At 47.5% G+C, this 13,617-nt stretch carries 10 protein-coding genes; 8 read left to right on the top strand and 2 right to left on the bottom strand.

Annotation, left to right across the window (positions count from 1 at the left end):
- The first annotated feature begins 309 nt into the window (after nt 1–309).
- From MHB71_RS20270 to MHB71_RS20260, 3 genes are read left to right on the top strand one after another with little or no spacing between them, the layout of a single operon-like run.
- Nucleotides 310–1,689, top strand: a complete 1,380-nt coding sequence (locus MHB71_RS20270) for an alpha/beta hydrolase-fold protein (protein WP_340027439.1) — start codon at nt 310–312, stop codon at nt 1,687–1,689.
- On the top strand, nt 1,686–3,104 hold the full coding sequence (locus MHB71_RS20265) for a hypothetical protein (protein ID WP_340027438.1): 1,419 nt from the start codon (nt 1,686–1,688) through the stop codon (nt 3,102–3,104). Before MHB71_RS20270 ends, MHB71_RS20265 begins: the two co-directional genes overlap by 4 nt.
- Nucleotides 3,098–4,477 carry a fatty acid--CoA ligase family protein gene (locus MHB71_RS20260; protein ID WP_340027437.1) on the top strand — a complete coding sequence of 460 codons (1,380 nt, stop codon included), beginning with the start codon at nt 3,098–3,100 and terminating at the stop codon, nt 4,475–4,477. The genes MHB71_RS20265 and MHB71_RS20260 overlap by 7 nt, the downstream gene beginning before the upstream one ends.
- A gap of 370 nt (nt 4,478–4,847) precedes the next feature.
- Here MHB71_RS20260 and MHB71_RS20255 read toward each other — a convergent pair whose 3' ends face one another.
- A complete protein-coding gene (locus tag MHB71_RS20255; protein WP_340027435.1) occupies nt 4,848–6,620 on the bottom strand; it encodes an alpha-glycosidase in 1,773 nt (590 codons plus the stop codon).
- Nucleotides 6,621–6,841: 221 nt separating this feature from the next.
- Nucleotides 6,842–7,423 (bottom strand): hypothetical protein, encoded by a 582-nt coding sequence (locus MHB71_RS20250; protein ID WP_339189620.1) that lies wholly within the window; start codon nt 7,421–7,423, stop codon nt 6,842–6,844.
- Nucleotides 7,424–7,848: 425 nt separating this feature from the next.
- Between MHB71_RS20250 and MHB71_RS20245 the strand changes: the two genes are divergently transcribed.
- From MHB71_RS20245 to MHB71_RS20225, 5 genes are all read left to right on the top strand, one after another.
- Nucleotides 7,849–8,862 carry an iron-siderophore ABC transporter substrate-binding protein gene (locus tag MHB71_RS20245; protein ID WP_047841758.1) on the top strand — a complete coding sequence of 338 codons (1,014 nt, stop codon included), beginning with the start codon at nt 7,849–7,851 and terminating at the stop codon, nt 8,860–8,862.
- A 97-nt stretch (nt 8,863–8,959) separates the two neighbouring features.
- Nucleotides 8,960–9,973: an iron ABC transporter permease gene (locus MHB71_RS20240; RefSeq protein WP_340027433.1), complete on the top strand. Its 1,014-nt coding sequence runs from the start codon at nt 8,960–8,962 to the stop codon at nt 9,971–9,973.
- Nucleotides 9,970–11,013 carry an iron ABC transporter permease gene (locus tag MHB71_RS20235; RefSeq protein ID WP_340027431.1) on the top strand — a complete coding sequence of 348 codons (1,044 nt, stop codon included), beginning with the start codon at nt 9,970–9,972 and terminating at the stop codon, nt 11,011–11,013. The genes MHB71_RS20240 and MHB71_RS20235 overlap by 4 nt, the downstream gene beginning before the upstream one ends.
- A 13-nt stretch (nt 11,014–11,026) precedes the next feature.
- A complete protein-coding gene (locus MHB71_RS20230; RefSeq protein ID WP_340027430.1) occupies nt 11,027–11,848 on the top strand; it encodes an ABC transporter ATP-binding protein in 822 nt (273 codons plus the stop codon).
- A gap of 665 nt (nt 11,849–12,513) precedes the next feature.
- The gene (locus MHB71_RS20225; RefSeq protein WP_340027429.1) at nt 12,514–13,536 is read left to right on the top strand and encodes a hypothetical protein; all 1,023 of its coding nucleotides are present in this window, start codon (nt 12,514–12,516) and stop codon (nt 13,534–13,536) included.
- Nucleotides 13,537–13,617 lie beyond the last annotated feature (81 nt).

The following is a 13,617-nucleotide window of genomic DNA, read 5'->3' as shown; positions in this document are numbered from 1 at the left end:
CATCTCCTTCGGGAGTTACCGGGGTTGTCCTAAACCGCTCAGGTTTAAAAGCATGGCCCTCGAGTTATGATCACAACGTTATCGTAAGAAATATTGGATCTTATGTCAATAACTTTTTTGGGAGCATTTATTTTCTATTTTTATGTTTACAAAAGCACGTCCGGGGATTTAAACTATTCGCAGATTCACAATATAAGGGCTATGTATCCCGGGACACTTACGTGTTTTCTAGGACAACCCCGTCTCTTCTGAGGCGGGGTTATTTGTATTATGCAGTCGAATTGGGAGAAGAGAGGCGGTTGATGATCGTTGAGTACCCATTCTGTCATCGAATGTTTGGAAGGCATTCAGGCGTCGCGGCTGGGCAATATCCGCAACATTTATGTGTACCTCCCGCCCGGTTACCATGAGCAGACAGCTCGGCATTATCCGGTTCTGTACGTTCATGCGGGGCAGCGGGCTTTTGGTCCATCCGGGCCAGGCAATGAAACATGGAATATGGACCAGGCAGCAGACGGTCTTATTTCCTCCGGGCAGATTGAATCACTAATTATTGTCGGCATTACGCATGTTCGTCCAGTCACGCACAACGAATTCTACCACTTCATTGCTCCGGAGAGAGAGGCCGTGAGTGTGGGGTGCTCAGCCATCGCCTATGAGCATTTCATCATTCATGAGCTCAAGCCGATCATTGATAATCGTTACCGGACGTTGCCGGACAATCAGAATACCGGGCTGTTAGGTTCATCTGCCGCGGCTCTTTGTACATTGCACATGGGGTTGCGAAATCCGAATGTTTTCGGAAAACTGATCATGATGTCGCCATTTTATGTAGATGTGCAGCTGGACGAAACATCGGAGAGCGGACTGTTGGAAGAAAATATGTATCGCTTGCCAGAAGAGGTACCCGACGTTCGAATGTGGATGGATATTGGAGATACGGAAGGATTGTTTCTGCCTTCTCAGGTCAGAAGGGTAGCTCATCAATTACTTGAACGCGGAGTAGGATCGTGTGAGGAATTGGCATTTCTGGAACATCCGGGTGCCTGCCATCAGGAAGGTGACTGGGGAGCACGCGTTCACCTCCCGTTACTGTACATGTTCGGCCACGTGGGTAAGCCCTCCTCGCTCGAACTGCTTGGAAGGGATGTCATCGGACTAGAGGGTGGAATGACCGTGTGTATCAATGCACAAATGCACTACGAGAGTGGAATGGTTCAGAGTCTGCTGCATGGGAATTATACTTCGAGTGACCCAAATGTGCTTCAGGTTCATGCGAGTGGAGAGTTGGTTCCTGTCGGTATTGGAAGTGCATCCATCACGCTGACTATGGGAGAACTGTCTGCTACACGCATCTACACTGTCGTTCCTGAATTGTCCAATCATGTGGAGGTCTGCATTCATGCAGACGTAGCTCCCGACGAAGACTCGGAGGAGACGATATATGGTGGGATGGGCATGAAGCTTGTTCGTTCTGGTACAGGTCGATATGAAGGTTATTATCGAGTCCCGCGAGATAGTGGGTTCTCCTTCCGGTTTACTCGCGGTTTCCGTCGTTTCGAGACCGATGTGGATGGCAAACCTATTGCCAATCGGGTATTTCGAGCGACAGATGATATGTCTGTGCATTACCTAATCCAATCCTGGTGCAGTACGTCAGCCAAAACGGGAACAGGAGGCCCCAAATGATCATTCCTTCATTCGCTCCAGTGCTGGACATTCCCTATTATTATCCCTGCAATTTCCCTCTGATTCATGAAGTGCTCCATCGACAAGGATCCATCACAAGTCTTGCACTGCTGGCGGCAAGTCGGTTGTACAGCCTTCCTTCGTGCGGGGATAACGGACTGGTGAAGCCTTATTTTCACAAACTGGATTATGTAGAGCCGATCTGGGAGATGTATGGTCAGCGACAGCTGGAAAGCTTCGAGGAAGGCAAGACGCAGATCCGGCAGCATATTGGCGAAGGTGGGCTTTTTTTGGCTACAGGAACCAGTTATCATCTGCCTTACTGTGAGGATTATCAGAATCCCGAGTACATTCGCAAACATGTGAAGCAGGGCTCCCGACTACATCTGGTAGACCATTGGATTGCTGTATATGGTTTGGAAGATGAGCATGTTCACGTCTACGATCCCGTGCCCTCCAAGTATAAGGGAAAGGTTACTCAAAGGGCCTTTCATGACTTCTGGAAAGGAAACCAAAGCATACCCGAGCTTGCTCAGGCGAAGCGCAAAGAAGAACTCCGAACGTATGGAACCATGGACATTCGGGCGACTGTGAAGCTGGACTCTGACGGTTACCGAGACATGTTGATCCAGGCGTTAACAACGCAGATTGGAGAATTTCTGACAGGCCGGACGATTACACAAGGAGAGCGCAATTTTCATTTTGGACATGCGGTATCGCTACAACTGTTACATGCACTGCATGAGGTGAATGAAGGGGATCCGGCCAATGAAATGTTAATATCGGGTCTGTTGTTTGATATGCGATGGAGTCGATATTTTCTTCGAGATCTTCTTCAGGAGTCTGCCTTATGGCTCGGTTCTCCACTTGATCAATATGCGAGAGAATTCAGCGAGATCATTGTACGTTGGGAGAAGGCCTACAATATGCTTCAGGTCAGTCGGATAAAACAGCGTGAGCAGTGGAAAGTACAGCTAACAAGTGTAATTAAAATGTTGGTCACCGATGAATGGCAATGGTATGAGTCACTTCGACAGTCCATACCTCAGGCAGATTGCTTCCCACGTCAGGCCGTGTTGATGATTGGACAAGAACACAGGGAGGATTTGCTCCGTATCGTATTGGATAGTTGCCGGGAGTTAAACGCGTACCATAATACAACGATTCCACTTGGTGAGGGTGGTAACGCTCCACTGTACGGACGAAGTGGGCAACTGGATTCGCTGGAACTCGTGTCATTGCTTGCAGTGGTAGAGCAGGGAATTGAAGATCGATGGGGTACGGGGATGGGAGCCGCACTGGCGGAGATGGCTGCTGCTTCCATGCCGGAAAGCCCATATCAGACCGTAGGTTCACTTGTTGATTATCTCGCACAGCAATGGGCGCCTGCCGGTGAGGAGGATGCAAGATGTTGAACCAATTCTTGCTTGAACGATTCGCGGAGCAGGGACAGCAACCTGCGCTGATCTGGAAGGAACAGGAGTACAGTTACCGTTGGCTGCTGGAACAGGTTGGCATCATGAGTGAGCGGATTACAGCAGAAGGGCTGAATGGGCAACTTGTAACGCTGGAGGAAGACTATTCCCCCTATGCAGCGGCAGCGTTGGTTGCTTTGCTCGGACAAGGGTGTATCGTGCTCCCCATGGATCGGAACCTGGTTGAAGCCAAACGAGAGGAATATATCCAGCTGGCACAGGTGAAGTGGCGTTTGGGCGTTGAAGAAGGCAAGTTGTGCATTCGGCAAACATGTGAATTATCTGGAGAGGTTCCTGTGTTGTTATCCTCGCTGGCACAGGAGGGCGTAGGCGGACTGGTACTCTTTTCATCTGGATCAACCGGAGTAAGCAAAGCGACTGTCCATCGTGCAGATCGGCTGTTACATGGTTTTCGGCGGCAGGTTCGGCCCTTGCGAACGATTCCATTCATGATGTTTGATCATATCGGCGGTGTGAATACCATGCTGCAATCCCTGTCCAGTGGGGGCTGTCTCTGTATCATTGCGGATCGTTCTCCCGAAGAAGTGTGCCGAACGATTGAGAAGTTTCGTGTGCAGGCGCTGCCTGTCTCCCCAACATTCATGAATCTGTTGCTGCTGGGTAGAAATGATGAGGGGTATGATCTGTCGAGTCTCGAAGTTGTGTCATACGGATCGGAAGTGATGCCTGAATCCGTACTGGCAGCCTGGAACCGGAGATATCCACAACTAAGGACGATACAAGCCTATGGCATGTCTGAACTTGGCATTCTGCCAACCCGCTCCAAAGAGCCAGGCTCGCTGCTGTTTTCCATTCAAGATGAAGGGGTCAAGTATCGGGTGGTGGAAGGAGAATTGCAGATTCACACGGAAACCGCGATGATTGGATATTTGAATGCACCTTCACCTTTTACAGAGGACGGGTGGTTACGTACTGGGGATGAGGCCGTGCTGGAGCAGGGGTACATTCGTATTCTGGGCCGCCGTTCCGAGATCATTAATGTAGGGGGACGGAAAGTGTATCCTGCCGAGGTCGAGGGTGTTCTGGAAGAGATGGAATGTATTGAAGCGGCTGTAGTTTCGGGAGAACAGAGTGGTATCACGGGTCAGAGGGTGAAGGTGACTATCCGGCTGGCTACAGAATGTACTCTCACCGATCTGCGGCGATCCATCTGGGAATATTGTCAGGACAAGCTGCCTTCATACAAGATTCCGCAGAAAATCGTAATTACACAGGGAGCGCTTGTAAGCTCAAGAATGAAGAAAATACGAAAACCGATGACTTCGACACCCTTCGCCTCGGCTGGAAAATAGGTCGCTGCTTCGAAGAGTTTCACCTTGCTTGAATCGGTATCGCTAACGAACCTCAAACATCGTATTGAGGGGATAATCAAGAAAAGTAAAACCTAACGAATCTCAGTAACGTTAATGCTTCAAAAATACGGCCTCTACTTGCGAAAATCGACGTATTGGACGAAATAAGATCTCTCTGATTCGTTAGGCATTTAACCCGGGTATAATGAAGCGAATAAGGTGTGCTGGGTTTGTTAGAATATGACGTATAAGATACATCAGACGTATATGATGCACAAGACGTATAAGATGCAGGAGAGGCTGTTCCCCGGACGTATGACCTGGAGGACAGCCTCTTTGAAGTTATTTTCCCTTGTTAGCCGTATTTATCTCAGGCCTCAGCTGGTTGTTTCAGCTCAAGTTGCATCAGTGAGAATCCGTATGCTTCCAGATCGAGGGTCAGTTTATTTTGCCGTGCTTCCACGGTGTTTGATGTGAACAGATTTCGCCAGATGTTACGATCTCCCAAGGGGAGTTCAAGGGTGCATGGTTCATCACCAGCATTAAGAACAAGAAGCATACGCTCTCCCGTATGCGAATCCACTCGTTCGATGGCAAGACAAGGGTCTCCGGCTTTTGCATATATAATCTTCAGTTCCGTGCTGCGCAGGGCAGGGTGCTGTTTGCGAAGGGAAATCGTACGGGTGAAGAAATCCAGAAGCTCACGATTCTGCTTGCTCTCATCCCACTCCATACACTTGCGGCAACCCGGATCATATCCTCCATCAAGTCCCACTTCATCTCCATAATAGATACATGGCACACCTGGATACGTAAGTAGTAACGTAACGGCAAGTTTCATCTTGCGCTCGTCTCCATCACATAAGGTCAGCAGTCTGGGGGTATCATGACTTCCGAGCAGATTGAAGGCCGCTTCCGTTACAGGCTGTGAATAGGCTGCGAACAGTTTGCCGATCTCATTGGCAAATGCGAGTCCGTCGAGCTTGCCGTGCACCGTATAGTCCAATACCGAGTTGGTAAACGGATAATTCATCACGGCATCGAACTGGTCTCCCTGAAGCCACATGAGTGAATCATGCCAGATCTCGCCGAGCAGATAGGCATCAGGTTTAATGGCTTTTACCGTCTGACGGAATTCGCGCCAGAACTGATGATCCACCTCATTCGCCACATCAAGCCTCCATCCGTCAATGTCCATCTCCTCAATCCAGAAACGTCCTACCTCTAATAGGTATGCCTTCACTTCAGGGTGTTCCGTGTTCAGTTTCGGCATGAGCGGTTCAAAAGCAAAGGTGTCATAAGTCGGTATACCATCCTCCACACGTGGCGGCCAGTCCTTGATATAGAACCAATCTGCGTAGGGAGAGGCAGCTCCATTCTTCATGACATCGACAAAAGGAGGGAACTCTCTGCCGGAATGGTTGAACACCGCATCCAGAACGACACGTATGCCGCGCTGATGACAGGCGTCCACGAACGCCTTGAACTGTTCATTGGTTCCAAAGTGAGGATCAACTTTCATGTAATCGCCTGTATTGTATTTGTGATTCGTCGTGGCCTCGAACAGCGGACAGAAGTAAATGGCATTGATGCCGAGCTGACTTATATGATCCAGATGATCAAGCACACCTTGGAGATCGCCGCCGAAGAAGTTCACCGGTGTAGGTTCTCCTCCCCAGGGTTCAGCATTTTTGGGACTGAGGGATGGATCGCCATTGGCATAACGTTCAGGGAAAATCTGATAAAATACAGCGTCCTTAACCCAGGCAGGCGGTTCAAAAATGTCGACTGGATTCATAAATGGAAAATCAAAGAATTCGAGTGGATGATCAGGCAGCGCCTGCTCGAATCCGCGCTCCGTCATCCAGACCGATTCCTCTCCTTGAATCAGTTGGAAACCATACCGTAATCGGCGATAGGGAGGTGAAGTCTCAGCTTCCCAATAATCGAACATTTCATCCCGGGCAAAGATATGCATAGGTGTGTGTGTGATCGTCCGATCCCAAGCATATTTGTCTCCGGTAATCGCAATCACCGCATCCAGATCCCCACGTTTGGACCGAAGTCGGAGGTGCATGGTCGAGCGGTCATAAGCATAAGACCAATTGAGTTTGGGGCGGTGGTAAATGGCTTCAAGAATCACGTGAATCACTCCTCGTCAGATGATGAAATTCAGATAAAAGTGGCCATTAAACGCAAAAAAGGCACAACCTCAATTGTTCACGAGGTTGTACCTTTCGGCAGCATAGCCTTTTGATTATAGTGCTATTATACGAACTAACTCAGCAAAAGAAAACACTTTTTTCCTAAAATTTCAAATTGTTTTATTCGAAATGTAGGACGCATATCTGCAATTACTGTTTTTTATAAATCAAATCCAAGTTTATTGGCGTATGCAGAGAATTCTTTGTGAAATTTCTCGATATTTTTCTTGCCGGCAGCAATTTTGGCATTGGCTTGTTTCAGGACAGCGCTGTTTACCGTTGTTTTGGAGACAGATTTTTTAGCGAGTTGGAATCCTTCCAGCTGTGTATAGCTACCTTTGATCAAGTTGGCATGGATTTTTTGCAATTCCGCATCTTGCGGTTTAATCAACTTCAGCTTGGATACATATTTGGTGTAGTTAGGAATCGCTGTATTGGTCAGTTTCAGGAAAACGGACTTGCGATTGGATGATGTAATGTAAAATCCACCTCCCAAAGCATTGAAGGCTCTCTCCTCATATACCGATGCCATATCTAACTGATCAAGGTAGCCCAGGAAATCTTCTTCTTCGACTGTAGGGATCGGTTCTTGTTCTGACGTGTCAATTTCTTCATAGTATTCGTCTTCCGAATATGTAGTGGTTGAGTCATCCGCAGCAGCGGCATAGGACCCTACAGGTGCGAACACCCCGCCGAGCAAGACAAAACTCATAATGATTGATAGTACCCATGATTTCTTCACGTGTTAATATCCCCTATCTATAGATGTGATTTTATTCCAATGGATAATCTAACATAGTACAACAAGAAATTACAGGAATTGTTTTACAGTAAATTCATCAGTCAAACGCATATGAATGAATAATGATTCACCAGCAAAAAGGACATATATTAGATGAAGCTAAAAGTAAGAAGAGAGATTTGTATATTTAGCAGTTAAGAAAAAAATTACATATATGGTTTATGTGGAAGCGTATTGTATCGATATATATTGTATTGGTTTAGTTAATATATCTTTATTTAATGTTGTTTTGTGAAGTTACAGCGTTCGACAGGGAGTGAGAAGTTTTTCCAAATAAAATGCTTGTATAATGATTTCATCTCCATTACAATACAATTGATAATGAGATTCAATATCATTTAGATAAAAAAGGGGAGACAGATTTCATGTATAAAGTAAAGAAAAAGCTATACATTTATGCAGCACTTATTCTGATGATTTCACTACTTGCTGGTTGTGCTTCGGGTGGAAGTGCCGAGACAACGAATACGTCCAGTCAAGCTGCAAGCAGCAATGAGAGCAATAATGAAAGTGATACAACTGCCAGTGCGACTGAAGATCAGACCCGAGTGATCAAACATGCCATGGGCGAAACCACAATCAAGGGAACCCCGCAAAAGATCGTGACACTGTTCCAAGGTGCGAATGATGTCGTTGTTGCACTTGGCGTGAAACCGACAGGCGTGGTGGAATCCTGGGTTCAGCAGCCAGTCTATGAATATCTGAGAGCAGATCTGGACGGAGTTCCACAAGTAGGACAGGAATCACAGCCCAATCTGGAAGAGATCAACAAGTTGAAACCCGACTTGATTATTGCTACGAAGATCAGACATGAAGAGATCTATGAGCAACTGTCGCAGATCGCACCAACGGTAGTGACGGAGACGCTATTTGACTGGAAAGAAACGGTGAAAACTGTTGGGGAAGCGATGAATAGGGTTGAGCAATCGGATAAATTGTTGTCTGATTGGGATGGCCGTGTAGCTGATTTCAAAGAGAAAATGGGGGATCGTCTGCCAATTGAAGCAACCATCACGAACTTTAGAGCCGATCAGGTTCGTATTTTCTACATGGGATATGCGGGTAAGATTCTGAATGAACTTGGGTTCACCAGACCTGCCGGACATGACGCAGACACATGGGGAGTTGAATTGACTTCCAAAGAAAACATTCCAGATATGAATGCAGACATGATCTTCAACTTCAATTCAGGCACAGAAACAGATGCCATTCAGAAAAATTATGATGATTGGACCAGCAGTCCACTGTGGAAAAACCTTGATGCAGTCAAGAATAACCAACTGGTTCAGGTCGATGAAGTGGCCTGGAACATGGCAGGTGGATACACATCGGCCAACATGATGCTGGACGATCTATATAAGCAGTTCAACCTGAACTAACTAACAGGAGCAGGACCTGCCATGCACCAGAACATTCGTTAACGAAGTGTATGGGCAGGCAGGTCTTTTATCATTTTACAGATGAAAGAGTGAGAGTATGTTTCCCCTTTTTACAAAGGCAAGCGTCAAGATCTATGGACTGGTTGGTTTATTCATATTACTTCTACTTGCTTGCCTAGCCAGTATGATTCTGGGACGTACGCATATCACGTTTCAGATGGCATGGGAAGCACTGCAATTCTATGACGAGAGTTCTGTGGAACATGTGGTTCTGCTGACGGAACGGTTGCCACGTACAGTTATTGCTGCTGTTGTAGGAGCAAGTTTGGCCGTGGCGGGCGGGCTGATGCAGGCATTGACACGTAACCCACTGGCATCACCGAGTGTGTTCGGAATTAATTCTGGTGCGATCTTTTTTATTGTTATTGCCATTGTTGTATTGTCCGTATCTTCGCTCACCACCATGATGTGGTTTGGTTTTGCAGGGGCTGCTGTAGCCGCGGCAATTGTATATGGGCTAGGTTCCCTCGGTCGTGATGGCCTGACACCGATCAAGATTGTACTGGCGGGGACGGCAATCTCCGCGTTATTTGCCTCGTTCACACAGGCCATTCTGGTGCTGGATGGAACCGGATTGCAGGATGTACTGTTCTGGCTTGCCGGTTCAGTAAGTGGTCGGACATTGGATATGTTATATCCTGTTCTGCCGTACATGACAGCCGCAGCTATTGTCTCTTTGTTCATGGGCAGAGCCATCAATCTGCTGTTGACGGGTGACGATATCGCCAAAGGCATGGGACAGAATGTACTTCTAGTCAAGGTGCTCATGGGAATTGTTACGGTGTTGCTGGCGGGTGGTTCGGTTGCCGTAGCCGGTTCGATCGGTCTTGTCGGACTGGTTGTCCCGCATATCATGCGTGCACTGGTGGGAAATGATTACCGCTGGCTCGTTCCTTACTCTATTGTAGGGGGAGCGATTCTGCTGCTGTCCGCGGATGTGGTTGCAAGGTTGGTGATCATGCCGCAGGAAGTTCCACTCGGTGTCATGACTGCACTGATTGGCGGACCCTTCTTCGTGTATATTGCCCGCAAGGGGGTGACGAAGATATGAGGAAAATGTTGACTTTCCGCAACAAAAAAGACACCGTCTCGGTGCAAATGGAACGAAAATCACTGGCTGTCATCGGCATATGTATTCTCCTGTTTCTCGTGGCAGGGGTTGTCGGTACCAGTGTGGGCAGTGACTTTATATCTCCGCTGGATGTGCTTCGAACGATATTCGGTCTGAATGAAGGGGAGTATGACTTCGTCGTGCTGACCTTAAGACTGCCACGGGTGTTATTATCTCTGCTCGTAGGAGCAGCCCTCGGTATGTCAGGCGCACTTCTGCAAGGCATTATCCGTAATCCGCTGGCCTCACCGGATGTCATCGGCATCACCGGCGGTGCAGCTGTTGCGGCTGTAGGTTTTGTTACATTGCTGGGCGGAGGGGTGAGCATCAAGTTGTTACCACTGTTCGCCATTGTTGGTGCGCTTTTGACGGCAATGATCATCTACGTGCTTGCCTGGAAAAAGGGAGTCAGTCCGATCCGCCTGGTGCTGATCGGAATTGGAGTGTCAGCCATTACCGGAGCTGGAACTACCTTTATGCTGATCCTGAGTCCGTTCTACACGGCAGGTCAAGCCTATATCTGGCTGACAGGAAGTATATACGGAGCATCGTGGACCGATGTCCGAACGATTTTGCCGGTTATCGTAATTGTTATACCGCTGGCGATCTGGTTCGCTCGTAGCCTGAATGCACAGGAGTTCGGGGATGATCTGGCCACAGGGCTGGGTGTAACTGTACAGCGGCATCGTTCAGCGTTGTTGTTATGCAGTGTACTGCTGGCGGGAATCGCCGTTGCGGTTGCCGGAACCATTGGTTTTGTAGGCCTGATCGCTCCACATATTGCCCGAAAGCTGGTTGGACGGATGTTTGGCAGTATGCTGATTGTGTCTGGACTGGTTGGTGCTCTGCTTGTATTTGCGGCAGATCTGATTGCCCGCACTGCCTTTCTACCGCTGGATGTTCCCGCAGGGGTATTCACCGCAGGCGTAGGCGCACCGTTTTTCCTGTATCTATTGTTCAAGAATCGAAATCAGTTTTGAGGAGGAGAGAGCTGTGAGTATTCTGGAAGCCAAGGAGCTTACGATCTCCTATGGAGCAGATCCCATTATTGAAAATTTAAACCTGACCATTCCCAAGGGACAGATTACCGTCCTGATTGGCAGCAACGGCTGTGGTAAATCTACGCTGCTGCGTACGATGGCCCGGTTGCTGAAATCCAGCTCCGGTTCGGTGCTACTGGATGGAGAAGAGATTGCAAAGTTGCCGACCAAGGAAATTTCAAAACGCATGTCCATCCTGCCACAGGGCCCGACCGCTCCGGAAGGCTTGACGGTGAACCAACTGGTTAAGCAAGGACGTTATCCACATCAAACATGGCTGAAGCAATGGTCACGAGAGGATGAGCGTATGGTCAAGCTGGCACTGGAGTCCACACATCTGACAGAACTCGCGGATCGACCTGTGGATGCATTGTCCGGTGGACAGCGCCAGCGTGCCTGGATTGCGATGACACTTGCGCAGGGTACCGAAATGCTACTATTGGATGAACCTACAACCTATCTGGATATGACACATCAGATTGATATCCTCGATCTGTTGTTTGAGTTGAACGAACGGGAAGGACGCACGATTGTCATGGTACTTCATGATCTGAATCTGGCATGTCGTTATGCGCATCACATTGTGGCTGTTCACAATAAGTCCATTTACGCAGAAGGCAAACCGGAAGATATTGTTACACAGGACATGGTCCGTAAAGTCTTCCAGATGGAGTGTGAGATTTCGGTTGATCCACTGTTCGGCACACCAACCTGTATCCCGCATGGAAGGGGAAGGAAGCTGAAGGGAGAACAGCGTTATACACAACTGGCTTGAGGATCAAAAAGTTGGTTTTTGATTCGTTTAATAGTTATTCAAAACTCCACATCAACTCCATTGTATGATCATGCAGATAACAAATTAGGCAAGCCGCTGGTAAAACCATGTCCCAGGCTTGCCCGGTTTGTTGTGCCTATTATTCGATAAAAGCATACCTGCATTGACTCAAACTTACACTAAATTAAATCTTATTTTTCCTTAAAAGTTTATTATTGACAATATAGCTCGAATTGCCATAAAATAGATTTTATATGATATTGATAATCATTATCAATATTGAATTACAATAAAAATTGATGAACGTATGAGCAATATAAGTTGAATTAATCATTTACATGCAACGGAGTGGACAGAAAAAACCTGAAAAAGCGGAGCTAAAAGCTTTCCGCAAGAAAGCTACCCCGAAAGAATACACTTGCCTAAAAGCTTTCCGAAAGAAAGCTGCTTCGTAAGCATAAGCTTCGCCTACAAGCTTTCTAAAAGAAAGCTGGCATCGAAAGCATACGCTAATCCCGGATTTTTCCCTTGAGAAAAGGGAATCAAAAAAATCTGGGGATAACAGCGATTGGAAGGTTGTTCTGTCATCGTAGTGTCAGCGTAAATAATCTTTAATTCAACTTATATAGGAGCGAGTACCTTCATTCGATCGAGGAGGATTTTCAGTGTTTCCGAAAGGGATTCATAATCTGCAAAACCGACTCATTATAAGCAAAGCGAGAGAAATGGGCATCACCTGTGAGCCACTTCTTGAGGGATGCGAAGATTTCCTGAAGCTGTCTGTAGGGGACCAAGAGATCATCATTAACAAAACCAGATCTCATCGTCTGCCGTTAATCGCTGGACTGCTCGCGAAGAACAAGCAGGCATGTAATATGTTGTTGCATGAACAGGGCATGCCTGTACCATCATTTATCGTGATCCCGGAGATGGGGAGTGAAGCAGTAGCTTTTCTGAATAGATACGGCTCTATTGTAGTGAAACCGCTGGATGCGAGCAGCAGCATGGGCGTGACGCTGGATGTGCGTACCGCAGATGAACTGGAGGAAGCCATTCGTCTTGCGAGTGTCCATGGCAGCAGCATTATGTTACAGCAATATGTGACCGGGATTGATTACAGAGTGCTGATCATTAATGGTGAAGTGGCGGCTGTGAACCAGTATCGGCCTGTCTATGTTGAGGGAGACGGAACTTCAACCGTTCGGGCGTTAATTGAGCAGTTGAATCAGGAACGAATCGAGATGACACCCATTGGCGAGTATGAAGCGTTTCCCGAGGTTAATGCAGAAACGGAACGACTGCTGGAGGTATTACATGCACAAGGGACAACACTGGATGAAGTTCCTGCCGCGGGAAAAGAAATCGAGTTATACAATCTCCGCAATTCTGCCGCCGGAAAAATCAGTGAATTCTACAAGGATTGTACCGAAATCATTCATCCCGAAAATGCCCGGATGATCATTCAGGCGGCAAAGACTCTTCAGATCGATGTAGCAGGAGTCGATGTTCGTTGTCGTGATATCCGCACCCCGATCTCCAGAGATCAGGGAGGCATCCTGGAAGTGAACGCCTTGCCAGATCTGACACACCACGTCTTTCCCCATGGTGGAACAACTCGTGATGTGGTTCGGTTATACCTGGAATACCTGTGTCAGGAGCAACTTGAATATAAGATATATAGCTTATAACAACGTATAGATGACAATATATGACGGATGACAGATAACGGATACCATCATTTAATTCGGACCTCACCATGATTTTGAACC

Origin of the sequence: Paenibacillus sp. FSL H7-0940, assembly GCF_037979415.1 — a bacterium.
GTDB classification, from domain to species: Bacteria; Bacillota; Bacilli; order Paenibacillales; family Paenibacillaceae; genus Paenibacillus; species Paenibacillus amylolyticus.
This window is presented reverse-complemented; position numbering and strand designations above follow the sequence as displayed.